Raw genomic sequence first — 25,213 nt, 5'->3', positions numbered from 1 at the left:
AGCACGTGCTGGCCCCTGACACCATCACACTGCATGCTCTATCGAAAGGTAGAAACACCACTCAAACGGACTTGACCGAACCCGGCCGCGCGTGGTGGCAATGGTGGGCGCCTTTGGCGATGATCGCTGTCTTCTTGGTGCTCCCGCCGGCGATTTACCAGGCGGTTTCTGGCACGGTATTGCTCGGCCTCATGGGTGGGCTTACCGTGCTTATTGCTTTTATCGATGCCGCCACATTCCGCTACTCATGGATCATCTTCTGGGTTGCGGGCATCGCTTATTTCGCGGCCATGGCGATGTACTTCAACGAGGGGACATGGATTTACCTGCCGGTAGTGGTCCTTTTGGCGTGGGGTGCTAGCAAATTGGGCGCCAAGGTGAGGAAGCGCTGATGGAAATCTGGCGGTTGGACCACCCTGAGGCCGGCCTGCTCGAGGTTGAGCGTGGCTACGATGCCGAGTTCGCTGAGCGGGGCGAATGGCCCAAGGAGCCAAAGGAATTTACGCCGGTGCTTGGCGATGCCCCCTTTATCCGCCGCATCCAGCTCTGGCGGAAGAATCCTGCACCCCGCATGCAGATCGTGGTCGACCACGAGGTTCGCAGCCGGCACGACAAGCCGCGTGGTGGCCATTATTCATTGCAGAAGAAGCTGGAAAGCGATCTCTCATTCAGTGAGAATAATGCGCCGCGGACTAAGCCTTATGTAGATATCCAAGCCACGCCCTTTGGGGAGATACAGGATGTCTACTACCGCGATGGGGAGGAGGCCGTGGCCTTTGATCCGCCGCCGGGCTCCTTGGGTAAAAAGCGGCGCCGGGCAATGGAAGAAAGCCCCTTCAAGCGCGTGCTGTATCCACTGCTCGGTGGGCTGGGGAAGTCCGGGTGGGCCATCGCGATGATTGTTTTGGCTCCTATTATTAGCCGCATCCTCTCGCGCTTGCTGCCGGATTGGGAGCTGCCAGATGTAGATTTTCCGGAGATTTACCTACCGCTGCCGAATCTGCCGAATCTGCCGGAGCCACCGCAGATTACCTTACCCGCGCCGCAGTTTGCGGTGCACTTTGCTCCGCCGGAGTGGGTGGTTTTCCTTATGGATTACAGCAGGGTGTGGATGCCTATAGTTATTGCCATTGCCTTTGGGGTGATGGCGGTGCGCAATGCAAAGAAGTCGGAGGCGAAGAAAAAGGAGTGGCAGAACCATGAAGATTCGCGGCGCGATTGATGCGGAGGGCCGGTGCAAGCATTGGCATTCCCCGCTCGACGTGGTGGCCAATAAGTGCGCGACCTGTGGCGAGTACTTTGCGTGCATGCTGTGCCATGCGGAGCTGACGGATCATGAGTTTGGGCCCATGCTTGTCGATGCCCCCGCTGCCCTCTGCGGTTCCTGTGGCCTCGAGATGGATTACCGGCTGTATTCCTCTGTCGAGGCATGCCCGCAGTGTGGGCATATGTTTAATCCCGGATGCAGTGGGCATGCCGGGATCTATTTTCAGGTCACCGCGTAAAACGGGAGCAGTGTTATTGGTTCAGGCCCAAGAAGCGGTTGACCAGGCTGTGGTAGGCGCGCACGGTGAGGTCGAGGTCCTCGAGGTAGAGGTGCTCATCGTGGCTGTGTAATTGCGAGTTGGCGCTGGCCATATCGCGGCCCTCGGCATGCATCGCGAAACCGTAGGCGTTGCCGCCCTTGCGTCGAGCGAAGCGGAGGTCGGAGCCACCGGTGGCATGGACGGGCACGACGTCTTTATCGGGGAAGAACTCTTTGGCGGTGGCCTCAATGGTGTGCCAGAGCTCGGTATCGGTGGAGGACTGGGTGGCATTTTCGGTGATGAGGTGTTCGATTTCTACCTCATCGGCGAGATCGCCCAGTGCGCTGCGGAGGAAGTCGTCCAAGTCTTCCTGGGTTTGTCCAGGGAAGGGGCGGATATCCATCTCGAGGTAGGCGTGGGAGGGAAGCACGTTGATGGCTCCGCCGGCACGCAGGACGGTCTCAGCGATGGTGGTGTGGCTAAAGGCATGGGCGTAGGCATCGAGGTTTCCGAATTTGGTGTAGTCACCGGTGCCATCGATAAGCTCTTTTTCGGTCTCAGGATCGAACTTGAAGGTGCGGACGAAGCCCTCCCAGATCTCGTTGGAGGCTGTGGGTGGCTCGGCTTCGGCGATGCGGCGGGCGACCTCGCCGATCTTTACGATGGCAAAGTCCTTGCCGTAGGGAGTCGAGCCGTGTCCGGCATCACCGGTGACGTGGAGGCGGCGCTGACCGGCGCCCTTTTCGCCCACGTTGAAGCCCACCGCGCCGGGCAGGTGGCTACCGCCGGTCTCGGAGAGGCAGTTCTTCCAGGAGAAGGCATCGGGGTGGTTTTCTGCCATCCACCGCACGCCCAGGCCACCGCGGGCCTCTTCATCGGCCATGCCCACGAAGGCAAGCGTTCCGCCGGGGTTGCCGGCGCGCGCTACCTCGCGGGTGACGGCGGCCATGGTGGCGGTAATAAAGAGCATGTCTACGGAACCGCGGCCGTAGAGCTTGCCATCTTCAATGAGGGCCTCGAAGGGTGGCTTGGTCCACTTGGGTTCGTCGACGGGAACGACATCGGTATGCCCCATAAGGGTGAGGGGCTCCTTGGCGGGATCGCCGGGTACGGTGACCACGATGGACACGCGGCCTGGGTGGGATTCAAAGCGCTCGATGGAGACGTCTTCACCGGCAAAAAAGTTCTCTAGCGTATCGGCATTGCGCACCTCAAAGCCGGAATCCGGGGTGAGGTCGTTTACGCAAGCATTGCGGATGAGTTCTTGGAGGAGTTCGAGGGTGTCATCGTAAAGCGTCATGCCCCTTAGGGTAATCCCGCGAAAAAAATTTTGTGATTTTGGCCAAAGTTGAACGGCGTTCAAGTAGGGTTCACTGCATGAGCATCATCGACATCGCCCGTGAGAAACCTCTGGAGCAAGGCAAAGGCCTTAACCAGGAAGAACTACTACAAGTACTGCAGGTTCCAGATTCCCAGCTGGAAGAGATTGCTGATATCGCCCACCAGACCCGCCTGAAGTGGTGCGGCCCGGACGTATCGGTCGAAGGCATTATCTCCATCAAGACCGGTGGTTGCCCAGAGGATTGCCACTTCTGCTCCCAGTCCGGCCTCTTCGAGTCCCCAGTGCGCGCAGTGCGCCTGAACATCCCTGAGCTGGTGGAGGCGGCACAGAAGACCGCCAAGACCGGCGCCACCGAATTCTGCATCGTTGCTGCGGTGAAGTCCCCGGATGACCGCCTGCTGGACCAGGTGGGCGAGGCCATCGCCGCCATTAACGATGCCGTTGACATCGAGATTTCCTGCTCCCTGGGCACCCTGACCCGCGAGCAGGCACAGCGCCTGAAGGACATGGGCGCACAGCGCTACAACCACAACCTGGAGACCTCCCGCTCCTACTTCCCCAACGTGGTCACCACCCACACCTGGGAAGAGCGCAAGAAGACCCTGGATTACGTGCGCGAGGTAGGCATGGAAGTCTGCTGTGGCGGCATCATCGGCATGGGCGAGTCCCTGGAGCAGCGCGCCGAGTTCGCAGCACAGCTGGCAGAGATCGATCCGTGCGAGGTTCCGATGAACTTCCTCGACCCTCGCCCGGGCACCCCGTTCGCTGACCGCCCGCTGGTTCCGCTGGGTGAGGGCCTGCGCGCCGTTGCTGCATTCCGCTTGGCGATGCCCTCCACCACCCTCCGCTTCGCCGGCGGCCGCGAGCTTTCGCTTGGCGATGACGGCACCGAGCGCGGTTTGCTCGGCGGCATCAACGCCATCATTGCCGGCAACTACTTGACCACCTTGGGTCAGGAAATCGAAAAGGATGTGGACATGCTGGGCCGCATCGATCTCCCGATCAAGGCTCTGTAGTGTCCGAGCCGAACTCTGAGTTGGCAACCGCCGTCCTGGCTGGAGACGAGCCAATTTTCCACCCTAATACCGGCAAGCCGATCGAAGAGGTCTTCACGCTGCACCCCGCTGCAGCCGCCGGCCTCGACGTGCCGCGCTACTGCCAGATCTGTGGCCGCCGCATGGTGGCCCAGGTGCGCCCCGATGGCTGGCACACCAAGTGCTCGCGCCACGGGGAGCTAGATTCTGAGTGGTTATACGTAGAGCAGCTACCAGAGAGCTAGCACTACCAAGATAAGGAGCCGCTGCCGCAAGGCAGGCGGCTTTTTTCTATTGAAAAAATGGCTTTGAACTGGGTATAGGTAAATCTACTTGCGAAATTTGGTGCGCTCTACTTTAGAGATTTGGTACGTCCTACTTGCGAAATTTGGTAAAAACTTGCAATCGCTTGATTAGATTGGTGGGTATGGATCCCGCTGTAGCCCATGCTCATCAGTCCGCGCTGCGATCGATTGCGCGCGTCGTGGAGGAGACGGCGCCGCACACGGAGGCAGGGAAGGCTTTGGGGGACATCGGCAAGCAGCTGCGTAACGGGCCGGTCATGGTGCTCACTGGGGCGGGGGTATCGACGGAATCGGGGGTTCCGGATTATCGCGGGCCGCGGGGCTCGCTGAGCAGGCACCGCCCGATGACGTATCAGGAATTTCGCCATGATCCGGCCGCTAGCCATAGGTATTGGGCGCGTAGCTTCGTGGGCTGGCGCGTGATGGATTCCGCGGCGCCGAATCGCACGCATTATGCGCTCGTGGAGTTGGAGCGCGCCGGGCTGGTTAATGGTGTGGTCACCCAAAACGTGGATGGCCTGCATAAACGAGCGGGTACGGAGAGGTTGGTGACGCTGCACGGTGATATGGAAACCGTGGTGTGTCTGCTGTGTGGTCACTATGAGGATCGCGGGCACTTCGATACGCGCCTAGCGGCCGCGAACCCGGGATACCTGGAGCGCCTAGTCGTGGAAAGGGACCAAGTTAATCCGGATGGTGACGTGACGCTGGATGAGAAAGATGTTGCGGCGTTCCGGATGGCGGGCTGCGAGCGCTGCGGATCGGAGCTGCTCAAGCCGGACGTGGTGTATTTTGGCGAGCCCGTGCCAGCCACGCGGCGGGATGCCGCCTTTGCGCTATTGAATGAGGCTAATTCGCTGCTGGTGGTCGGTTCTTCGCTGGCGGTGATGAGCGGTTATCGCTTTGTGCTTGAGGCGAAGAAGCAGGGCAAGCGCGTGGCCGTTATCAATGGCGGGCCAGGCCGCGGGGATAAGAAGGTGGATACGCTGTGGCGCACGCAGGTGGGCCCGGCTTTTGATGCCTTGCTCGATGAGCTGGAGATTTAATTAACGCGGCGTGTGCTCCACCATCCTGAGCAGCGTGCGCACGATGGCGTGCACGCGCCTATCCATGGGCATATCTTCGTGCATGACCACGGCGTGGCGGTCAAAATCTTGGATATAGATATTGCGCACCGCACCCTCAGGAGCGCCCCCTGGGTCGAGGAAGCAGGTCTCGGGCGGGACAACGACGGCATCGGAACGCGTGGCGATGCAGGTGTAGCTCACGCCGGATTCGAGGTCGCCGTCGCGGTTGACATCGCGAAGCACCTCGCTGCCTACCACCTGGTCCATGCCGGCGGGGCCAAACCAGCCATCGATAATGGAGCGGATCACCGCCTCTTGGCGTTGGGTGCGAATGAGGCGACTGGCGATGCCCCCGTGGGTCGTCCCATGATTAGGTGCGCTAATGCTCATGAGGTGGATGACCTTTTCGGCGCCGCCGTCCATGCGCATCCAGTACCGCGCGAGCAGGCCACCCTGGGAGTGGCCTACCAAGATGACCTTTTCTGCCCCGGTCACGGCGAGCACGGTATCGATATAGGCGCCGAGCTGCTGCGAAGATTCCGGGATGGTCTGCGTGGCGCGATGGCCATAATCAGGGGCAAAGACCGCCCAGCCGTCCCGGCGCAAGATATTGCCCATAATTTGCCAGACGCCCTTGGTATCGCAGGTGCCATGCACCAGGATGACCGGCCAGGGGCGTTTGTCGCTCGGGCGGGCGCCCCAATCGTCTTCGAAAACGCCGCGCGGCTTAGTGCGCGCGCCGAGGGGGAGGGTCCTTGCGGCATCGGCATCGAGGGCGGAATCGCCGGGGCTGGACTTGTTCTTTTCGGCCTTGAGGCGGCCAACGATCTCGTCGGCGACGTCATCCTGCAAAGCACTGGCCGCGGCTGGGGAAGCGATGCCAAGGCGTGGCGAATCTTTTTCTTCGGGTGCATCTTCCTCGTTTACGCGCCCGAATTTGAGGAGTTGTTCAGAAATAATGCTTTTCAACTCTGCAAGAGATTCGACAGCCATGCCTCCCAATCATACGCGTTAATGCAGGTAAATGGCCTCTTTGGAAAAGTTGAAGAAATTTATGGGCAAGGCCTTGACCTCACGCCACAATCTTTGTAAACTTAGGCTTGCCTAATCACGGGCGGTGCTTACGGCGTAGGGCGCTCCACTCCTTGCCGCTAAGTGCCAGAGATTAGTCATGGGGAGAGGGCCCGCCGATGCGCAGTCGGCGGGCCCTCGTTTATGCAAGAAAACTTGCACGATTATCGCGGGCCGCTTAGCCTTGCTAATTGTTCAGGATTTCTTGCACGATTGGAGTAAGAGTGAGCCCGCGAAAGTATGAGCATCCAGCCATCGAAGAACTAGAATTCGTCCGTGTTCTGGCCGCAGTAAGCGATCCCATCCGGTTGGAAATGGTTAAGCGCATGGCGGACGGCCAAGAGCACGATAGCTTGAGGCTTGCCGATGACCTCCCGAGATCTACCCTGACGTATCACACTCGACAGCTCCGCGAAGCGGGAGTGACGTGGACAAGAAGTAAGGGTCGAACCTGTTTGATTTCTTTGCGGAGCCAAGACTTGAATGAACGTTTTCCGGGCTTGCTTGATGCGGTGATTGACAATGCTTAAGCAGCTGTGGCCGTTTGTCATAGGTAGCGTGGCCCTCGGCTTAGATGCATATGTTATTGCTGGCTTGCTGCCGCAGATTGCGGAAGACTTGGGCACGAACGGCAGCATGGTTGGCTTGGGCGTCACCGCTTTTACCGGTGCGTACGCTGTATCTGGTCCGCTGTTATCGGGTAAAGCGGGCAAGAATCCGCGTAGCGCCCTGCTGGGCGCAATCGCTGTATTTTCTCTGGCGAATATTATGACTGCCGTATCACCTACGGTGGGAGTTTTTATCGTCTCGCGGCTAATTGCTGGTGTGGCGGCGGGAGTCTATTCGCCGTTGTCCTCAGCGGTTGCGGGTGTGTCTGTCGCAGCAGAGCGTCGCGGGCGCGCACTGTCATTGGTTCTAGCTGGATTGGCGGTGGGAACTGTCGTGGGTGTGCCGGTGGGATTGGGTGTCGCTGAGCAGTTAGGCTGGCGGGCTACTATTGGGTTGGGTTCGCTAGTTGGCATAGTGGCGATGGTAGGTATAGCGTTGCGCAATCCGAGTGCCGTACCGGCTGTGTCTTCTTCCTCGCTGAGACAGCGAGTCCGAGTCATCGGCCGAGTAGATAATTTGCTTACGGTCCTAGTTACTTTCTTTGTGGGAGTGGGGTCGTTAGGTTTGTACACCTATATTTCTGTCGTGCTCGGTCGTGTGCAGGTAGACACCATTGCGGGCATGTGGATATGGGGTATCGGTGGCGCAGTGGGCGCATTTGGAATCGGGCGGGTGCTCGATAAGGTAGACAGTTCTCGCACGTTAACGTTAATAATCATTGCTTTACTTGCGGCTGATTTCGCGTTATTACTGCTCTTCCCTTCGAGTCATGTGGTGGCAGCGGTGTGCCTATTTGCATGGGGGCTTTTGGGCTGGGCTTCTATGGCGCCGCAACAAAATACCATGCTCAGTGCGAACCCTGATGAAGGTGCGACTGCAGTCGCTGCGAATGCATCTGCAAACTATCTGGGCTCAGCTGTTGGTTCTGCAGTAGGGGGTCTTTTGCTTCCTTCATCCACGGGGCTTTTGCTTGCTGCGCTATTTGCAATTTTATTAGGAATCGCATGCAATGTTGGAGTCGGCACTCTTTCTCGCGCTCGGTCCGGCGGGCATGCGGCTTAGGCACCCCAAGGACTACTAAACTTTATTCCCATATCGGCAAAAGTTAAACGCTTTTTGTGGCTCATACCGCTGATTTTCGCGCATTAAATGAGGCATTCGTTTTTCGGAGTACGCGGTGCACTGTGAGTACTTCGCCATATTCTTTTGCCACTGTGGTGTCGAAGGGTACGGTTTTTCTTTCCTTTAATCGTGCAGCGGAGAGCTTCTAAAAGTCCGATCTTTCCGCCTTCCAGTCAGAGAAGCATGATTCCGGGGTGCAACTCGGATAAGGACTGCGGTATTTGCAATAAGGTTCGTTAGCGGTTTGAAACCGTTCCACTATCCGTTCATCGGGTTCTGAATTCCTAGCTTCAGAGATTACGTTGACACCGATGATGGTTGAAAGCCGACAAGCCCTGCCCCTTCGCTGGTGATATCAGCAGAGCTTTAACTCAGGCTATCTCGGTATAAACCTATCTCGGTATAAACAATGTATGGCACGGAGCACTGCCGTGCTGCGCGGTCCCCGCTAAACTCGCCGTTATGACCGATCTGCAGCATGTCCACTCCGTAGATGAAGCGGTGACTCGCTTAATTGAGCATTATGAAACCTCATGTGAGTTGGGGCGTGAGGCCCTTGCCTCGGGCACCCTCGATGATTATCGCCACGTGGTCTATCCCAAGGTCACGGTGGAGATTCGTAAATGGCAGCCGATTGACCGCTCCGAGCCCTTTGGCTATGTGAATGAGGCGGGGAAGTACTCCGCGGTCATCTCTAAGCCGCACATCATCCGCGAGTACTTGCACGAGCAGCTGACTCGGCTGACTAACAATTATCCGTGCGATATCTTCGTGGGCCAATCGGATGAGCGCATTCCGCCGGAATACATCAAAGATGCCCCGGCGGCGCCGCAGGAACGCGGCCCTATCCCGCGCCCGACCTTGGATGAAGTCAACGATGCGATTATTGATGGTGAGTGGGATGCCTTTCACGGCGAAGAAAAGCCGCTATTTCACTTCGGAGCGCAGCGCTTCGATATTGCCTGTGCGCGCATCGAGCACTACACCGGCGTCGAGGTCGATACGGTGCAGAAATACATTCTGTTTACCAATTACGCGATGCATACCACGGAATTCGTGAAATTCGGCCTGCGCGAGCTGACCAAGGAGGATTCGCGGTATACGGCGCTCGTATTGCCCAATGGGGAGACCATTCATCCCAATGATGCGGTGGACCTCGACCTGGATGGGCTGACGCTGACCTCGCGCTTTCAGATGCCCCGGTTCGATCTCATTACCGCGGGCGGCGATGGCATCACGATGATCAACATTGGTGTAGGGCCATCGAATGCCAAGACGATTACGGATTGCTTGGCCGTGCTGCGGCCGGAGGCCTGGATCATGATTGGCCACTGCGCCGGCATGGATGGGCGCATGCGCATCGGTGACTTGATCTTGGGCAATGCCTACGAGCGCCACGACCACATCTTGGACCGGCAGGTGGTTTCTTCCACACCGATTCCGGCCATTCCAGAGGTCCAGCGCATGCTGGAGGCATCCGTGGATGAGGTCTACGGCAGCGATAATTCGCTCATGCGCACCGGCACGGTGCTATCGACCGATGACCGCGATTGGGAATGGCGCACCAGCCGGGATCTGTGGGAGTGGTTGCGCACTTCTACCGCGGTAGCGGTGGACATGGAATCGTGCGCCTTGGCAGCAAATGGGTACCGCTACCGCGTGCCTTATGGCACGCTGCTTTCCGTATCGGATCTGCCGCTGCACGCCGTGCCGAAGCTGCCGGCACAGGCCCAGGCGTTTTATTCCAACTCCAAGGAAGCCCACGTCATGTGCGCCGTGCGCGCGGTGGAACAGCTGGCAGAAAACCCGGAGCGCCTGCGCACGCGCAAGCTGCGGCGCACGTTGGGAGAGGTTCCTTTCCGGTAGCTGCTTTCCCTTGGTAGGTATCGCTAGTTAAACTACAAAGAAAGCCCATGACGCAAAAGGAGCCGCGCAATCGTGACTGAGAATTGGATCCACCCGGACCGGGAGAACCTCACCTGGGAAGTCTTCGGCGAAGCGAGCCGGAATCTTTCGGAGCAAATCGTGGAATCCGGCTGGTTTCCTGACTTGATCGTGGGCGTTGCCCGCGGCGGCCTGATCCCAGCCGGTGCCATTGGTTATGCCATTGGGGTTAAGGCCATGGGCGCTATCAATGTGGAGTTCTACACCGATATTGGCCAGACCTTGGACGAGCCGATCATCTTGTCCCCGCAGTTGGATACGGATTCCCTGAAGGGCAAGAAGGTACTCGTCGTTGATGACGTGGCCGATTCCGGCAAGACCCTGGATCTGGTGGTGAACTTCTTGGAAGAAACCGCCGATGAGGTGCGTTCCGCTGTGGTGTACACCAAGCCGAAGACCATCTTTGAGCCGGATTACTCGTGGAAGAAGACGGATAAGTGGATCAACTTTGCTTGGTCGGTGCTGCCGGTCATCACGGCGGATGGCTCCTTTCAGGAAGGCTCGTAGTAGCTACTAGTATGTGCAGGCGTGATTAACGAGCAGCCTGCGCCCACCGGCGTCATCGCCAGTTTCCGCTTTGCCTTTTCCTCACCTGCGCGTTTGCGCAAGGAGGTGCTCGGCGGACTGGCGGTGGCGCTTGCTTTGATCCCGGAAGTTTTAAGCTTTTCTATTCTCGCCGGCCTCGACCCGCGGGTGGGGCTATATTCTTCGGTGATTATGGCGATGGCCATCGCCTTTACCGGCGGGCGCCCCGCCATGATTTCCGCGGCGGCGGGTGCGGTTGCCCTGGTAGTGGCACCGCTCGCGCACGAGTATGGGCACGATTACGTGGTGGCGGCGGTGCTTGCGGCCGGTATCATCCAGGTGCTGTTGGCGTGGGTGGGCATTGCCAAGCTCATGCGTTTTATCCCGCGTTCGGTGATGACGGGATTCGTCAATGCGCTGGGCATTATGATGTTTACCGCGCAGCTGCCGCACCTTATCGATGTCCCTTGGATGGTCTATGTGCTGGTGGCCATTGGCCTAGCCATCATGATCGTTTTGCCGCGGTTTACCCAGGCAATTCCGGCGCCGTTGGTGACCATCGTGGTGGTAAGCATCATCGCCGTCGCGGCAGGGTGGAAGGTGCCGGATGTGGCGGACCAGGGCGAGTTGCCCACGACGCTGCCGGGCCTTTTCATTCCGGATATTCCGTGGAACCTGGAGACCCTGCAGGTAATTGCGCCCTATGCCTTTGGGATGGCGCTGGTGGGCCTCATGGAATCGCTGCTGACGGCAAAGCTTGTCGATGACATTACGGATACCCATTCCGATAAGACCCGCGAGTCCTTTGGTCAGGGCATTGGCAATATATTGGCCGCGGCGATTGGCGGCATGGGCGTGTGCGCGATGATTGGCCAGACCATGATCGGCGTCAAGGTGTCTCAGGCGCGCACGCGCTTGTCGACGTTCCTTGCGGGCGCCTTCCTCCTCGTGCTGTGCCTGCTTTTCGGCGAGGCGGTAGGCCGCATTCCGATGGCCGCGCTGGTCGCGGTGATGATTCTCGTCGCGGCGACGACGGTGAATTGGCACTCCATCCGCCCGCGCACGCTCAAGTTGATGCCGCTTTCTGAAATCCTCGTCATGCTGCTGACGGTCGCGGGCACGCTGGCCACGCATAACCTGGCGGTAGGAGTGGTCTTAGGCGTGGTGGCTGCATCGATTGGCTTTGCCCGCCGGGTGGCACACCTCGTGGAGGTTGAGTTGGTAGACGGATATACCTACGTGGTGCATGGCCAGCTCTTCTTCGCCTCCTCGAATGATTTGGTCTACGCCTTTGATTACACGCTTGATACGGACTTCGTGGTGGTGGACCTTACCGATGCCGAGGTCTGGGATGCCTCGACGGTGGCGACGCTGGATGCGGTGCAGAAGAAGTACGCGGATCGTGGCATTGAAGTGGAGTTTCGGGGCCTCGATGGGGCGAGCGCGCAGCGCCTGGAGCGCCTGAGCGGCCAACTGGGTGATTAATATCACATTGCGGGCCTGATGTGCATAAGCGTACTAGCTGCAGGGGGTTGGATGGAGTGGGCTAGCGCGGCGAGATCGTCTATTTAGGTCGATGACCTCGAACTATTAGGCGATAGTAACTTCGCGCCGTGGGGCAGCTTTGTCTTAACTAACTTAGGTGATCCAATCTGAAAAATGCCTCTGAGGTGCGGGTTTGATTAAGCATACCTTGCTAGACGGAGGATTTTATTTCGGTATTGTAGTGCCTACAACCAATTAATTGATTCCTACAGAAAGGATTTAGCAATGGATGAGAAGCTGCAAACCCTGCTAAACAATCAGGTCATTAACGAGCACGGTGCCGCTATGGTCTACACCCAGCTGGCCTACGAGATGGATAACCTGTCCTTCCCGGGTATGCGCGACTGGTTCATGGCGCAGGCTGGCGAAGAGCGCGTCCACGCACAGAAGCTTGCGGATCACCTCTTGGCACGCGGCTACCGCGTAGAGCTTAACGATATCCCGGTTGGCTCCATCAAGGCTGCCACCCCGCTGGATGCATTCGAGGCTTCCTTGGCTCACGAGCAGAAGGTCTCCGAGCAGATTCGCGAGATCGCTCGCGTTGCCCTTGACATTCAGGATCTGGACTCCCGCCAGCTCATTGACTGGTTCCTGGCTGAGCAGATCGAGGAAGAGGACACCGTTTCTGAGATTATTGACCAGATCAAGCTCGTGGGCAACGATGGCGCTGGTCTGCTGCGCATCGATTCCCGTTTGGCTAACCGCAACTCCTAAGTTGTGAATAACAAACCCATCAAGATTTAAATCAATCCTCCCATGGCACTGCGCTGCTGTGGGAGGATTGACGTATGTCTGCACACCTGAAAGCAATCCTCTCTGCCGTCTTAGCGGTCTTGGCACTAAGTCTCATCATCGGTGCTGCGGTCATCTCAAGCCACGTGACCCTCGGCATCTTTTTGACCACCGCGGCGCTCATGCTGAGCCCGTTTGCGGGGGTGGTGATGCTGGCGTGTGGGGTCATCGGCAAGCGCGGGCTGGTCAACCGTTCTTTATATTCCCTGAGCGGAATGCTGATGCTGGCCTCGCTGGCCGTGCTCATCGTTTTGCCGATGGCGCAGGCGACGCTGGCGCTGGTGATTTTTATCGCCGGTACCGCGGTAGGGATTGTGGCAGTGCAAACCCAAGCTACTAGGCGCGCATAAACTGGATGCATTATGCCGAAGTTGCTGTTTGATCTGTACGGCGTGCTGCTGCGCCCCGCCACGCCGGAAGCGCACGCTGAACTAGAGCGCTTCCTCGCGCCTGCGAACCCGGAGGCCTTCTGGGAGGCCTATAACTATTTCCGGCCGGATTACGATGCCGGAATTTTTAGCGATAGCCACTACTGGAATGAAATAGCCGCCCGCGCGGGAATGGGGTCCATTGACTGCGCTGGGGCCGTGGCCTGCGAGAATCAGTACCTGCGCGAGGCTGACCCAGAGATGATAGCGCTGGTTAAAGGGCTCATCGGGGAGGGCTTTAGCGTGGGGATTTTATCCAATATCCCCACAACCCTGGCGGAGCAGGTGCGCGCGCAGCACCCGTGGTTGGCAGAGTGCGCGGCGGTAACGCTGAGCTGCGATATTGGGGTGGCCAAGCCGCACCCAGAGGCCTACCGAGTGGCGGTGGACGCGCTCTCAGCGCAGCCCAAGGACACGCATTTTTTCGATGACCGCATCGACTACATCGAGGGCGCCACTTATTGCGGGTTGCAAGCCCACCTGTTTACCGGGATCGACTCCGCGCGCGAGGTTTTACGCGGTCTGGAGTGAGCGGCCCAGCTCCAATGGTTCGCGCAATAGCTGATCGGTAGCCACGGTACGGGCGACGGCGCGCACGATTTCTTTGTGGCTGGGAATCATGCGCAGCTCTAGGTCCTCCGAGGCGGAATCGCGGACGGTGGAGGCAAAAAGTTGGGGCGCGCGGGAATCGCCGGTAAAGGCCCCGCCGGCAATCACCACGGTTTTCGGCGAGTATTCGTGGACCATCTCCGCCGTAATCTGGCCCAGCTGGCGGGCCCGCTCATCCAAAATGGCGCGCACGGCTGAATTGGATTCGGCGATGGTCGCGACCTCGGGCAGGGTATTGGCCTCGATGCCGTGGCGGCGCACGGCGTCCAGAATGGACTGGGTGGCCAAGAGGTGTTCGGAAGCGCCGTGCCCCAGTAGGTCAGAGCGGGTCTGTGGCAGCGGGATGATGGAATTTACCTCGTCATCGGCGGATAGCGCTGATCCTAAAGAATCGTCCGCGAAGAGCAGAAGCACGCGCTCGTTCGTGCCAATCTCGGCGGCCTGGGTCTCCGAGCCCAAAATGGCGGAAATGGCGGAGGTAACCACCACGGGGACGCTAAATTGGAAGCGCAGGCGCGCCGCGATATCCACACCGTGCCAGCCCAGATTGTCTGCGGTGACTAGGCCCTCTTCATCCACGGTGCCCGAGGTGGTAATTCCTAAGGCCACGAGGCGGCGATCCAGGCCCGTCATCATGCGGTTGATGCCGGCCATGATGTGTTCAAGAAAGTCTTCCTCCGTCAGGCGGGCGACAGGAGTGGTGATTTCTTCCTCCGCAACGGTGCGGCCCTTGATGTCATAGAGGCCGATATAGGTCTCGGAGGTGCCGACGGCGATGCCGCCGAGTACCCAGTTATTATCCGCGGCCTCGAGGGGAACTGTAGGGCGGCCTCGGCCCTGGGATTGGGTGAGGTCGGTGCGCTCTTGGATGAGTCCTGCGTTTAGGAGCGCGGTGGTAGCGCGGGTAATGGTGGGCTGGGAGAGTCCGGTGGCTTCTACCAGCTCACTACGGGTAATGATCGGGTTCAGGCGCACCAGGTGAAGGCACTTAGCGGCCGGTGTACGGGGGCGCGTGAACACGGGGCCAGGTTTGATCATGAAAGAAAGTATATGTGTCACAGACTGCTTTGTCTAATCTATTCATAGGTGTACGTACCGAATGGTCTAAAGGTGGAGGTAGGCCAAAAATTCCCTATGCTGGGGCGCATGCGATCAGTAGCGGTTTATTGCGGCTCCGCCGTGGGCAATTCGCCCGCGTATAGCGCAGCGGCGCAACACTTGGGCGGCGAGCTTGCCCGTCGCGGGCTGAACTTGGTTTATGGCGGCGGAAATATCGGCCTCATGCGCGAGGTTGCCAATTCCTGCCTGAATGCTGGCGGCACCGTTACTGGCGTCATGCCGCAATCTTTGGTGGATTTAGAAATCTCCCATCCAGGCTTGACCCGGCTTGAGGTAGTGGATTCTATGGCCGAGCGGAAAACCCGGATGGAGCAGCTGGCGGATGCCTTTATCTGTTTGCCCGGCGGCGTGGGCACGTTGGAGGAAGTAACAGAGGTACTGACCCAACAACAGCTGGGCAGCATTCGCGAGCCCGTTGGCTTGGTTGACGTGGAAGGTTTTTGGCAGCCCTTTTATGACATGTATGCCGCCATGGCTGAGGCGGGCTTCATCCTTCCCCGCTTTGTAAAAGCACTGGTAATAGAGGAAAATCCCGCGGCCGTGCTGGATGGTTTTGCCCAGTGGCACTACCCAGGCACGAAGTGGAACAACGATTAGCTAACAAGTTTGCAACATTTGGGTGGGCCTGGGTGGCCTATCAACAAGATAAAGGGTTAGACTTCCCTCTTATGAGTTCTGAGCAGACCGCTAAGCGCCAGCCCTCTCTACTGGACGCTTCGTGCGATAACTTCGTTCACGACCTAGCCGAGCTATCCCCAACAGATGCAACCGCGTGGGGCATTGACGGTTTTGAAGGCGAATTGCAGGATTTTTCCCCCGACTATTTTGAGGCTGTTGCTGATCGCACCCGCGACATGGTTGCGGATCTAGATGCCTTGGATGACACCACCGATGAATCCGATGATGAGGATGACTTCGATGACGTGGATTACGTCACCGCAGCCGTCTTGCGGGATCGGCTCTGTTTAGATCTGGATTTGCACCATCACGGCGAGGATATTCGCAGCCTTAATAATATTGCCTCGCCCGTCCAGACCATCCGGGACTCGCTGTTGCTTATGCCGCAGGATACCGAGGAGGACCGCGAGGCCATTCGCTCCCGCCTGTCCAAGGTCAAGAGCTCCCTGGATGGCTACCGCGAGTCCCTGAAGGAAGCGGCCTCCCACGGCATGGTGGCACCGCACCGTCAGATCTCTGAGGTCATTGTGCAGTGCGAGCGGCTTGCCGATGCCGATTCCATGCTCGAGGGCCTCGGCCTCGCCCCCGACTCCGCCGAGGTGAAGAATGCCAAGGAGGCCTTTGGCGAGTTCTCGGATTGGCTGTCTAATGACCTGCAGCCGCAGTCCTCTAATAAGGACGCGGTGGGCCGCGAGCGCTACGAGCGCTTTTCCAAGCTTTTCGTTGGCGATTCCGTGGACTTGGACGAGGCCTATGAATGGGGCCTTGACCAGGTGCGCTACCTGCGCGGGGAACAGGAAAAGATCGCGCACGAGCTTTATGGCCCGGAGTGCTCGGTGCGTTCTGCCATGCGCAAGCTTAACCACGAGGAACGCTATACCCTGCGCGGTACCGATGCCCTGGTGGAGTGGATGCAGAGCAAGGCCGATGCGGTCATCGCCGAGCTCAACGGCAAGGAATTCGACATTCCGGAAGAAGTCGAAGAGATCGAGTGCCGTATCGACCCAGCGGGCACCGGTGGCATCTTCTACACCCCGCCCAGCGATGACTTTTCGCGCCCAGGCCGCATGTGGTGGTCCGTGCCGGAGGGCCAAGATACCTTCCACACCTGGCAGGAGCTGACCACCGTGCACCATGAGGGTGTGCCGGGCCACCACCTGCAGCTGGGTTCTGCCCTGGTACAAGAGGATTTGAACCTGTGGCGCCGCGCGGTGACCTGGAACTCCGGCCACGGCGAGGGCTGGGCCTTGTACGCTGAGCAGCTCATGGCCGAGCTGGGCTACATGGACGATCCTGGCGTGCGGATGGGGCTGCTCGATGCCCAGCGCCTGCGCGCGGCCCGCGTCGTGGTGGATATCGGATTGCACCTGGGCAAGAAGCTGCCGGACTGCACCGTATCCGGCGTATGGGATAAGGCCCACGTGAAGACCTACATGCGCGAAAACACTGCCATGGATGATGCGAACCTCAACTTTGAGGTCAACCGTTACCTGGGCTGGCCGGGCCAGGCGCCGTCCTATGCCTTGGGCCAGCGCCTGTGGCAAGAAACCCGCGCCGCCGCCGAGGAGCAGGGTATGAGCGCCCGCGAATTCCACTCCGAGGCCCTGGCTCTTGGCTCGGTGCCGATGTCGGTGCTGCGCGAAGCCGTGCTCAATAACTAAGCGCGCAGGCTAGCCGCGCACGCTAGCGCCGTGTGGAAAACTTGCTGACGGCCCTGATGAGCTGCGGCAAGTATCCCGCAATGACCAGCACGGCGATGAGGCGGGTAAGTTGCACCGCAATCACCACGGGGCCAGCCCCGCCTTCTGCGGAGAGCGCGAGCACGGTCTCTAGCGCGCCGGGGCTGGTGGCCAGGTAGGCCTCGAAGTAGCTGATATTGAGCCAGTGCATCAGCGGCCACGCCGTGGCCGCACAGAGGCCGAGGACCGCCGCGATAGAAAGAATCGTCGCGGGAAGCTGCTTGGCAAAGGCCTTGAGCGAGGGGAGAGAAAGACCGCCGCCGCAGACCCATCCGATGGATAAAAAGGCAATAACCTTAAAGGCATAAATCGGCTCCAGCGTATGCCCCTCCGGCAGGAAGAACGAGGCCAGCACCGTCAAGATCAGCGGGCCGAGGACCGCCGCTGCGGGCAGGTGCAGGAATTTGCCAAGCCTTTCGCCGACCAGCGCGATAACGAGCACCAATGCGATGATCCACCAGGTGGTTTCCGCCTCGAGCCTTAAGTCACCGCCCCTTCCGGCAGGCGTATCGAGGAAGGTCACGACGGCGGGAAGGGATACGGAAACGATCAATAACCGCAGGTATTGGGTGAGCGCGACGTAGCGGTAGTCGGCACCGAGTTCATCGGCAAGCGCGGGCATGAGCGAGGCACCGCCGGGAAGCATAGACAGGATACCGGTTTCGGAGGAGACGTCCCGTGGCCGCTGGCGGTGCAGCATGACGCCGCAGAAGATGCCCAACGCGATGGTGACAAAGGATATGGTTATGGCCGCCGGCAGGTAACCCACCAATTGGCCAAAGGAGACCACCGTCAGTGGCAGCGCGGCCATGATGCCGATGAATCCGCGCGATAGCCCATAAAATTTGCGGTTGACCTTGAGGTCCTCGCCGGTGATAAGCGCCATGGCGCCGGAGGCGATGATCGCGGCCAAAATCCACGCGGCCGGCACGTGCCACATGCTAAAAAGCCAGCCCAAGAGGATGGAGACGGGGACCACGATGCCCCACCGCAGGATGGTGTGGGTATCTACGCTCATTCCCCAGTGCCGTTTAGCCACGTATTCTCCCATCTTCTGCTCGTCTCCGATCGAGTCTAGACCTCCCCGCCGCGGGGTTTATGATCTCGTCATGGATATCGACGTGGCGCAGTGGGCGGTGCTCCTTGTGGGAGCGGCGGGGGCAGGCTGGATCGACGCGGTCATCGGCGGGGGAGGCCTCGTGCTTATTCCGCTATTGCTTGCCGTGGTTCCGGGGCTCGCGCCGGCAACGGCGCTGGCCACCAATAAACTTGCGGCGGTATCCGGCACGGCATCGGCCGCCGTGACCTTGGTACGCAAGGTGCGCCCGCCCGCAGGGGAGCTAGTTCGCTACGCCCTCATCGCGCTCGTGTGCGCCGGGCTGGGCGCGAGTGTGGCGGCGAATCTTAATAGTGACATCATGCGCCCGCTCATTATCGTGCTGTTAGTGGTGGTGGGGGTCTTCGTGACCTTTAAGCCGAGCTTTGGCACCACCGAGTCTCCCGGCATCCGCGGCGGATGGCGCACCTGGGCGGGGCTTGCGGCGGTCGCGGCCATCTCCTTTTATGACGGCATCTTTGGCCCGGGTACCGGCATGTTCCTGATTATGGCCTTTACCTTCATCTTCTCCCAGAACTTCTTAAAATCCGCGGCGATGGCCAAGGTGGTCAATACCGCCACGAACCTCGGTGCGCTGGTGACCTTCATCCTTGGCGGCCACGTGTGGTGGACCCTTGGTATCGCGTTGGCCGCCGCCAATATCCTCGGCGCCCAGGTGGGCGCGCGGACGGTGCTGAGCGGCGGAACGAAGTTTATCCGCTACGCCCTGCTTACCTTGGTCGTGGTCATGAGCTGCTATCTATCCTGGCAGCAGTGGGGTTAGGCTACATCCGGTTCTTGGTCCGCGCGGTGGCAATGGCATTCCATGGATCCTCGGGCCACGGGTGCTTGGGGTAGCGCCCGCGCATATCGGCGCGCACCCCGGCGTAGGGGCCGGACCAGAAGCTAGCAAGATCATCGGTTACCGCTAGCGGGCGGCCGGGGGGGAGAGCAAGTGAAATTGCACGCGGTTGCCGCAGTACTCCGGGGATTCGGCCAGGCCGAAGCACTCCTGCAACTTGATGTGGACCACGGGGCGCTCGCCCGACCAATCGATTTTGGCATCGCGGCCGGAGGGCACTGGGAGGCGCTGAGGTGCGAGCTCGTCTAAGCGGGTGGCTTCGGGCCAGGGAAGCAGGCGCTGCAGGGCGGGGTACATGTCTATCTTGGCGGTGGGGGTTCCCGCCGCAATCTGGTGCAGCTCGGGCCCAAGCCACTCGGCGGGATCGGCGGCATCGACATCCGGCCACGGATCGCCGTAGTGCGCGTGCAGGTGGCGGAGCCTATCTTTCAAGCTCTGGGCCTTCTCGCTGAAGGTGAATAGGCCGAGGCCCTCTTCGCGGATGCCGGCGGCAAGGGCCTGCGCAGCGGCATCGCCGGTGACCTTGACCGGGGTTTCGGACAGCACAATCGCCTCGGCCGCCCGGACTTTGATCCCGCGCACGCGGCCCCCGCGCAGGAAGGCGCGGGTTTCTTCTGTGACGCCGATGGCATCCAGCGCGGCGGACTCTGCGATGCGAGCGGCGGTGCGGATGATGGGGTTTCCAGCATTGGAAAGGGTGACCTCCGCGATGGCGAGCCACGGCGAGCCGGCCAGCCCGGAGTTATCCAGCAGCCGGGCGCGGGTGCCGCTGGCCAGCAGATAGTCTTCGCCCACGCGCTTGGCCACCTGCTCGGGATAGGCGGTGGCGACGACCTCGCCGGGGTCAGCGGGTCCGAGATCCTCCACCAGGCGGGACAGGCGCTTGACTTCCTTCTGCGGTGCGGGGCGACGGGTGAGATCGGTGGTGTTGGTGGGGGCATCGGCAAGCGCGGCGATGGTGGGGGCCGCCTGGCTGCCGTGCCGGATAAGGGCCGCGCCGAGGCGGGGATCGGTGGGCAGGAGGGCGAGCTCTTGCGTCGCACCAATGCGCTCGAGGGTGGCGCGCGCGGCCGCAAGGGCTTGGGCGGGCGGCGGATCGAGCAGCGGGAAATCCGGGCCCGCGCCCCAGCAATCCAAAAACAGCGCAGCCTGCGTGAGATCCGCGGACAGGATCTCCGGCGTAGTGTGCGGGGAAAAGTGCTGGTAATCGTCCTGGGAATAGCAGCGAATGACCGTACCCGGCGCCTCACGCCCGGCACGGCCCGCGCGCTGGTCCGCGCTCGACCTCGATGTGGAGACCGTCACCAGGCCAGACATGCCGCGCTGTGCATCGCGCCGGGGAACGCGGGCCAGCCCGGCATCTACCACCACACGCACGCCAGGCACCGTCAGCGAGGATTCCGCGATGGACGTCGCCACCACAATGCGCTGCTCATCGGTATAAAGCGCGGCATCTTGCTCCGCGGTGGTCTGCTTGCCGTGCAGCGGGAAAACATTATGGCCCTGCAGCTCCTCGCACACCAGGTTGACCTCGCGCACGCCGGGCACGAAGACCAGCGTTGATTCGTGTTGGCGGGCTGCCTGCTTGGCGATGCCCCCGTAAAACTCCCGCGACCCCGCCGCGCGCCCCGGCTGTGGTGCGTACTGGATATCCAGGGGATAGGTCACCGCCTCGGTGGTATGGATGGGCGCGCCCATGAGCTGGGAAAAGCGCTGCGCGTCTACCGTGGCGGACATAGCGATGACGCGGAAGTCTTCGCGCAGCTCTGCCAGCTCCAGGCACATGCCGAGCACCAAATCCGTATCCAGCTGGCGCTCGTGGACCTCATCGATGGCCACGGCGGCTACGCCCTCGAGCTCCGGATCCTTCAGCAGGCGGCGCAGCAGCACGCCTGGGGTGACGAATTCGACCTCGCTGCCCGTGCGGGATGCGCCGCGGATGGCGAAACCGACCTTCTCCGGGGTGCCGCTGAGGGTGCTCAATCGCTGGGCGGCCGCGCGCACGGCGACGCGGCGCGGGGCGGTGACGATGACCTTGCCGCGCCCTGCGGAATGATTGGCTAGCGCCGGTGGCACGAGCGTGGTTTTACCCGTGCCGGGCGGTGCCTGAATGACGACGTTTCCGGTGTGGGGAAGCGAATCGATGGTCTCGGCTACGGGCAGCCCCGCGCCAATGCTGGCGAGATCGAACATTTACTGCGCGGCCCCGAAACCTTCCACGGGGCCGTCCAAATCCTTGCGCTCCCACGAATCCTCATCGCCGTCCAGGGTGCGCACCACGCGGCCGGGCGTGCCCAGGACCAGGGAGTTATCCGGGATATCCTTGGTCACCAGCGTGCCGGCACCAATAACGCAGTTTTCACCAATGGTAACCCCCGGCATGACGGTGGCATTGGCCCCAAACCACGTATTGCGCCCCACGGTGATGGGGTGGGCGATTTCCCACCCGCCCTCGCGCATCGCGTGATCATTGACGGGGTGGCCCACCGTAATGAACGAGCAATTGGGCCCAATCAACACGCGGTCACCGAATGTGACCTTGGCTTGGGCCAAAATGCTGCTGCCAAAGTTGATGAAGACGCCTTCCCCACAGACGATATTGCAGCCGTATTCCATATTCAGCGGCGCGTGCGCCCCCGGCACGTGCGATTCGTCCGGCAGGATCTCCCGCAAGATTGCCTGCGCCTGCTCCTTATCGGTGTTGTGCAGATCGTTGAACTGCCCAATCAGCCCAAAGGTGCGCTGGTGCTCCTTATCGATGTCCCCCATGCCCGGCAGGTGCCACTGCCCACCCGTCATTCGCTCCCAAGTGCCGTAGCGTTGCAGGTCGTGCAGCTTCTGTTCATCCATGGTGGCCATTGTAGAGGGCGCGTGGTTCCTGCCGAGCATACCTGACTTGACCCCCTCACCTTTCGATAGAATTAAGGAGACGTTTCTTATCAAACCATGTTTTGGAGTGTTTTCATGATGAGTCGTTTGATTGGCTTTGCTGGGATTGCGGTGCTTGTGGTTTCAGGGGTCTTTGCTTTACTCGGTTACACAAAAATCTCGTATATTTTTCTAGCCGTTGCCGCCGTTGATCTCATAGTTGCCCGGATCTACCAGCCTGACGAATCCAATGACAGAAGAACGAAACAGCTAAAAGCAGTTAGCTGCTTCGCCATACTCCTCGGCACACTTTTCATCTATATAACAGGGAATTGGATAGGTATCATCGCAATATTCTCAGGAATAATAGATCTCATGTCCGGAGAAAATTCAATACTTAAAAAACAGCCGCAGAACCGATAGATTTGTCGGCTCTAATGCAAAATGCTGTCGGCCAATGACTGACCTCAAACAGGTGGGTACTTTCGTTCCTTTTCCGTTCGATAATGCTTCTACCGTTGTCTGATTTCTGGATTAGGCTATGTGGGACCTCGGACGAGGTAGAGGCTTGAGTTCTAGGATTGACAGTGCGAGCTTGCTCGATGCCCGACCTATCGTCCAGTCCACCACCAAAGTAGAAACTCCTGCCAAACCGTGAAGCAGTTCTACTAAGTATCCACGATTCGGGGACAACCCAATATGTTTAGGTTAATTGGGTGCTATCATTACAACCCGTTTCGGGTCCATAATTGTTCTTCGGCGCGAACCTTTAACTCGGAAATATTCGAGGGGAGAACGACATCAACGACGATATTGATCTCATCCGGGCTTACTCCTGCTTGGTATGTCATCGCTTCCTGCATTTCGTCGGCAGCGTGGCCTAACCGATTAGCGGCTAGGGTGGAGGAATGCTTTTTGATTCGCTGCCGCGGCCGAATGCGTACGTCGCGCCGGGTGTGGGGCACGTGCCGGGATGGGTGGGCATCGGCAAGCAAAAGGCCCTGGTAGAAGAGACGCGGGAGATTGCTCGCGCGTATGCGCATACACCGATGGCGATGGTGCAGCCGCGGCTGACATCGGGCGGGCAGATGAGCGTATTTCAGCTGCATCTTGGCAGGTATTGGCATTATCCCAGCTACCGGTATGTGGACAATATGGAAGGCACGGTGGTGCCGCCGGTGCCGGAGAGCCTGCGGGAATTGGCTCCGGCGGCGCTGCGGGAGGCGGCCCAGGTTGCCCCGGAGCTTGAACCATGGGTGGATAACTTCGTGCCGGAGATGGCGCTGGTGAATTATTATCCGCCCGGCTCGGCGATGGGAATGCACGTGGATGACTCGGAGGAATCGCCTGCGCCCGTGATTTCGCTTTCGATTGGGGATGAGGCCCTCTTCCGCATAGGCCATACCGAAAACCGCACTAAGCCCTGGGACGATGTGACTTTGTGCTCGGGTGATTTGGTGGTCTTTGGCGGGCCGAAGCGCTTTGCCTACCACGGGGTGGTGCGGGTAAATGATGGCACGCTGCCGGAGGGATGCGGGCTGCAGGAAGGCAGAATCAATATCACCATCAGACAAGTTTCGGCGAGCGCGGTAGGCTAGGGCGGGTTACATAAAGGTTGAAGAAAAGAGGTTTTCTTATGTCCCGAATTGGCATCATCATCGGCTCCACCCGCGATAAGGCGGCAGGCCAGGCAGTAGGCGAGTGGGTCAATGACCTCGCCCAAGGCCGCGAGAACGGCGTGGAGTACCAGCTGTTGGAGCTCAAGAAGTTCAATATCCCCATCCTCACCAGCGAGGTCGTTCCGGGGGCGGCGAATAAGCAGTACGATGACGCCAACGTGCAGGAGTGGTCCAAGGCCGTCGATGCCTGCGATGGCTTTGTCTTCGTGACTCCGGAGTACAACCACTCCGTGTCTGGTGCGTTCAAGAACGCCTATGATTCGCTCGGCGCGGAATGGGCGGGCAAGCCGGTAGCCTTCGTGGGCTATGGCTCCGTCGGTGGCGTGCGAGCGGTCGAGGCTTGGCGCAATGTCGTTGCTAACTTCTCCATGCCACAGCTGCGCAACCAGCTGGACTTTAATATCTTCACCGACTGGAACGACGGCGAATTCCGCCCTAGCGATGACTCCTACGAGCGCGCAAACTCCCTGCTTTCTGAACTCGAGGAGGCCCTTTAAGTAAAAAGCCCTGCACCGTGCCGCGCGCTGCGTAGCATGGGGTGCATGACTGAAAAGAAAGTAGCAGTAGTAACAGGCGCCTCCTCTGGCATTGGGGAGGCCACCGCGCGTTCTTTGGCCAAGGAGGGCTGGCACGTCGTCGTGGGAGCGCGCCGCACAGACCGCCTGCAGCAGCTTGCCAATGAAATCGGTGGCGAGGCCTACGAACTCGACGTTACGTCCGATGTCTCCGTTTCAAAGTTCGTCTCCCACCTCGAGCGCGTAGACCTCTTGGTCAATAACGCCGGCGGTGCCAAGGGCCTGGAGCCGCTTGTTGATACCGCCATTGAGGACTGGCAGTGGATGTACGAGACCAACGTGCTCGGCACCGTGCGCATGATTCAGGCGCTTATGCCCAAGCTTGAGCGGGTGCCGGATCTCTCCGGGCTGATTATTAACGTCGGTTCCATTGCCGGCTGGACTGTATATGAAGGCGGTTCCGGCTATAACACCGCGAAGCACGGCGTGCGCGTGATTTCCCGCGCGCTGCGGCTAGAAAATCATGATGTGCGCGTTACCGAGATCGATCCTGGCCGCGTGGCCACGGACTTTTCCTTGGTGCGCTTCAAGGGCGATGAAAAGCGCGCGGCCAAGGTGTATGACGGCCAGCTCAACCTCGTGGCAGAGGATATTGCCGAGGCCATCCGCTGGGTTGCTGCCCAACCGACCCACGTCAACGTGGATACGATGACCATCAAGCCGCGCACGCAAAGCTAA

26 protein-coding genes and 1 pseudogene are annotated in these 25,213 nt (G+C 59.8%); 20 read left to right on the top strand and 7 right to left on the bottom strand.

Features of this window, described 5'->3' with window-relative positions; all coding sequences use genetic code 11:
* Positions 1–71: 71 nt before the first annotated feature.
* From ABRP66_RS08290 to ABRP66_RS08280, 3 genes are read left to right on the top strand one after another with little or no spacing between them, the layout of a single operon-like run.
* Complete coding sequence (locus tag ABRP66_RS08290) at positions 72–392, top strand: heme transporter (RefSeq protein WP_349838556.1); 321 nt, start codon at positions 72–74, stop codon at positions 390–392.
* Positions 392–1,222 (top strand): hypothetical protein, encoded by an 831-nt coding sequence (locus ABRP66_RS08285; RefSeq protein ID WP_284852344.1) that lies wholly within the window; start codon positions 392–394, stop codon positions 1,220–1,222. Before ABRP66_RS08290 ends, ABRP66_RS08285 begins: the two co-directional genes overlap by 1 nt.
* Positions 1,200–1,505: a CHY zinc finger protein gene (locus ABRP66_RS08280; RefSeq protein WP_284852345.1), complete on the top strand. Its 306-nt coding sequence runs from the start codon at positions 1,200–1,202 to the stop codon at positions 1,503–1,505. Before ABRP66_RS08285 ends, ABRP66_RS08280 begins: the two co-directional genes overlap by 23 nt.
* A gap of 13 nt (positions 1,506–1,518) precedes the next feature.
* Here ABRP66_RS08280 and ABRP66_RS08275 read toward each other — a convergent pair whose 3' ends face one another.
* Complete coding sequence (locus tag ABRP66_RS08275) at positions 1,519–2,826, bottom strand: M20/M25/M40 family metallo-hydrolase (protein WP_284852346.1); 1,308 nt, start codon at positions 2,824–2,826, stop codon at positions 1,519–1,521.
* 77 nt (positions 2,827–2,903) lie between these two features.
* On the opposite strand from ABRP66_RS08275, the gene bioB reads away from it, so the two are divergent.
* The 3 genes from bioB (at position 2,904) to ABRP66_RS08260 (ending at position 5,253) form a co-directional block, all read left to right on the top strand.
* Positions 2,904–3,884, top strand: a complete 981-nt coding sequence (gene bioB, locus ABRP66_RS08270) for a biotin synthase BioB (RefSeq protein ID WP_284770868.1) — start codon at positions 2,904–2,906, stop codon at positions 3,882–3,884.
* Positions 3,884–4,147 (top strand): biotin synthase auxiliary protein BsaP, encoded by a 264-nt coding sequence (gene bsaP / locus ABRP66_RS08265; RefSeq protein ID WP_023024778.1) that lies wholly within the window; start codon positions 3,884–3,886, stop codon positions 4,145–4,147. Before bioB ends, bsaP begins: the two co-directional genes overlap by 1 nt.
* A gap of 182 nt (positions 4,148–4,329) precedes the next feature.
* The gene (locus tag ABRP66_RS08260; protein ID WP_284796496.1) at positions 4,330–5,253 is read left to right on the top strand and encodes a Sir2 family NAD-dependent protein deacetylase; all 924 of its coding nucleotides are present in this window, start codon (positions 4,330–4,332) and stop codon (positions 5,251–5,253) included.
* On the opposite strand, the gene ABRP66_RS08255 is transcribed toward ABRP66_RS08260, so the two are convergent.
* On the bottom strand, positions 5,254–6,267 hold the full coding sequence (locus ABRP66_RS08255) for an esterase/lipase family protein (protein ID WP_284852347.1): 1,014 nt from the start codon (positions 6,265–6,267) through the stop codon (positions 5,254–5,256).
* A 600-nt stretch (positions 6,268–6,867) separates the two neighbouring features.
* Between ABRP66_RS08255 and ABRP66_RS08250 the strand changes: the two genes are divergently transcribed.
* The 7 genes from ABRP66_RS08250 to ABRP66_RS08220 all read left to right on the top strand — a co-directional run bounded on the left by ABRP66_RS08250 (position 6,868) and on the right by ABRP66_RS08220 (position 13,841).
* Complete coding sequence (locus tag ABRP66_RS08250; protein ID WP_349838555.1) at positions 6,868–8,016, top strand: MFS transporter; 1,149 nt, start codon at positions 6,868–6,870, stop codon at positions 8,014–8,016.
* 522 nt (positions 8,017–8,538) lie between these two features.
* The gene (gene amn / locus ABRP66_RS08245) at positions 8,539–9,942 is read left to right on the top strand and encodes an AMP nucleosidase (protein ID WP_284784944.1); all 1,404 of its coding nucleotides are present in this window, start codon (positions 8,539–8,541) and stop codon (positions 9,940–9,942) included.
* A gap of 72 nt (positions 9,943–10,014) precedes the next feature.
* Positions 10,015–10,527: a phosphoribosyltransferase gene (locus tag ABRP66_RS08240; RefSeq protein WP_005276176.1), complete on the top strand. Its 513-nt coding sequence runs from the start codon at positions 10,015–10,017 to the stop codon at positions 10,525–10,527.
* Between the two features lie 21 nt (positions 10,528–10,548).
* Entirely contained in the window at positions 10,549–12,030 is a 1,482-nt protein-coding gene (locus tag ABRP66_RS08235) for a SulP family inorganic anion transporter (RefSeq protein ID WP_284852349.1), read from the top strand.
* A gap of 285 nt (positions 12,031–12,315) precedes the next feature.
* Positions 12,316–12,804, top strand: coding sequence for a ferritin (locus ABRP66_RS08230; protein ID WP_023016464.1), 489 nt, complete (start codon positions 12,316–12,318; stop codon positions 12,802–12,804).
* Positions 12,805–12,878: 74 nt separating this feature from the next.
* Complete coding sequence (locus tag ABRP66_RS08225) at positions 12,879–13,232, top strand: hypothetical protein (protein WP_284852350.1); 354 nt, start codon at positions 12,879–12,881, stop codon at positions 13,230–13,232.
* A 12-nt stretch (positions 13,233–13,244) separates the two neighbouring features.
* Positions 13,245–13,841, top strand: coding sequence for an HAD-IA family hydrolase (locus ABRP66_RS08220; RefSeq protein WP_284852351.1), 597 nt, complete (start codon positions 13,245–13,247; stop codon positions 13,839–13,841).
* Here the strand turns inward: ABRP66_RS08220 and ABRP66_RS08215 are convergent.
* Complete coding sequence (locus ABRP66_RS08215) at positions 13,824–14,957, bottom strand: ROK family transcriptional regulator (RefSeq protein WP_284770877.1); 1,134 nt, start codon at positions 14,955–14,957, stop codon at positions 13,824–13,826. The genes ABRP66_RS08220 and ABRP66_RS08215 overlap by 18 nt on opposite strands.
* A gap of 108 nt (positions 14,958–15,065) precedes the next feature.
* On the opposite strand from ABRP66_RS08215, the gene ABRP66_RS08210 reads away from it, so the two are divergent.
* Together ABRP66_RS08210 and ABRP66_RS08205 are read left to right on the top strand one after the other, a co-directional pair.
* A complete protein-coding gene (locus ABRP66_RS08210; RefSeq protein WP_284784935.1) occupies positions 15,066–15,635 on the top strand; it encodes an LOG family protein in 570 nt (189 codons plus the stop codon).
* Between the two features lie 71 nt (positions 15,636–15,706).
* Complete coding sequence (locus ABRP66_RS08205) at positions 15,707–17,377, top strand: DUF885 domain-containing protein (RefSeq protein ID WP_284864636.1); 1,671 nt, start codon at positions 15,707–15,709, stop codon at positions 17,375–17,377.
* 22 nt (positions 17,378–17,399) lie between these two features.
* Here the strand turns inward: ABRP66_RS08205 and ABRP66_RS08200 are convergent, their stop codons facing one another.
* Positions 17,400–18,506, bottom strand: a complete 1,107-nt coding sequence (locus ABRP66_RS08200) for an AbrB family transcriptional regulator (RefSeq protein ID WP_349838554.1) — start codon at positions 18,504–18,506, stop codon at positions 17,400–17,402.
* A 58-nt stretch (positions 18,507–18,564) separates the two neighbouring features.
* Here ABRP66_RS08200 and ABRP66_RS08195 point away from each other — a divergent pair, with 58 nt between their 5' ends.
* On the top strand, positions 18,565–19,335 hold the full coding sequence (locus ABRP66_RS08195; RefSeq protein WP_349838553.1) for a TSUP family transporter: 771 nt from the start codon (positions 18,565–18,567) through the stop codon (positions 19,333–19,335).
* Position 19,336: 1 nt separating this feature from the next.
* On the opposite strand, the pseudogene hrpB reads toward ABRP66_RS08195, so the two are convergent.
* Both hrpB and ABRP66_RS08185 read right to left on the bottom strand, forming a co-directional pair.
* A pseudogene (hrpB, locus tag ABRP66_RS08190) lies at positions 19,337–21,525 on the bottom strand (ATP-dependent helicase HrpB).
* 81 nt (positions 21,526–21,606) lie between these two features.
* The gene (locus ABRP66_RS08185; RefSeq protein ID WP_084539211.1) at positions 21,607–22,272 is read right to left on the bottom strand and encodes a sugar O-acetyltransferase; all 666 of its coding nucleotides are present in this window, start codon (positions 22,270–22,272) and stop codon (positions 21,607–21,609) included.
* 108 nt (positions 22,273–22,380) lie between these two features.
* Here ABRP66_RS08185 and ABRP66_RS08180 point away from each other — a divergent pair, with 108 nt between their 5' ends.
* On the top strand, positions 22,381–22,704 hold the full coding sequence (locus ABRP66_RS08180; protein ID WP_349838559.1) for a hypothetical protein: 324 nt from the start codon (positions 22,381–22,383) through the stop codon (positions 22,702–22,704).
* A 302-nt stretch (positions 22,705–23,006) separates the two neighbouring features.
* Here ABRP66_RS08180 and ABRP66_RS08175 read toward each other — a convergent pair whose 3' ends face one another.
* Positions 23,007–23,132, bottom strand: coding sequence for a hypothetical protein (locus tag ABRP66_RS08175; RefSeq protein ID WP_349838552.1), 126 nt, complete (start codon positions 23,130–23,132; stop codon positions 23,007–23,009).
* Between the two features lie 57 nt (positions 23,133–23,189).
* Here ABRP66_RS08175 and ABRP66_RS08170 point away from each other — a divergent pair, with 57 nt between their 5' ends.
* The 3 genes from ABRP66_RS08170 to ABRP66_RS08160 are packed head-to-tail and all read left to right on the top strand — an operon-like array spanning position 23,190 to position 25,213.
* Positions 23,190–23,879, top strand: coding sequence for an alpha-ketoglutarate-dependent dioxygenase AlkB family protein (locus ABRP66_RS08170; RefSeq protein ID WP_284771131.1), 690 nt, complete (start codon positions 23,190–23,192; stop codon positions 23,877–23,879).
* 38 nt (positions 23,880–23,917) lie between these two features.
* Positions 23,918–24,457, top strand: coding sequence for an NADPH-dependent FMN reductase (locus ABRP66_RS08165; protein ID WP_284771130.1), 540 nt, complete (start codon positions 23,918–23,920; stop codon positions 24,455–24,457).
* A gap of 36 nt (positions 24,458–24,493) precedes the next feature.
* Positions 24,494–25,213 carry an SDR family oxidoreductase gene (locus ABRP66_RS08160; RefSeq protein WP_296090739.1) on the top strand — a complete coding sequence of 240 codons (720 nt, stop codon included), beginning with the start codon at positions 24,494–24,496 and terminating at the stop codon, positions 25,211–25,213.

The sequence above is a fragment of the Corynebacterium sp. KPL2680 genome (genome assembly GCF_040225675.1).
GTDB classification, from domain to species: domain Bacteria; phylum Actinomycetota; class Actinomycetes; order Mycobacteriales; family Mycobacteriaceae; genus Corynebacterium; species Corynebacterium rhinophilum.
This window is presented reverse-complemented; position numbering and strand designations above follow the sequence as displayed.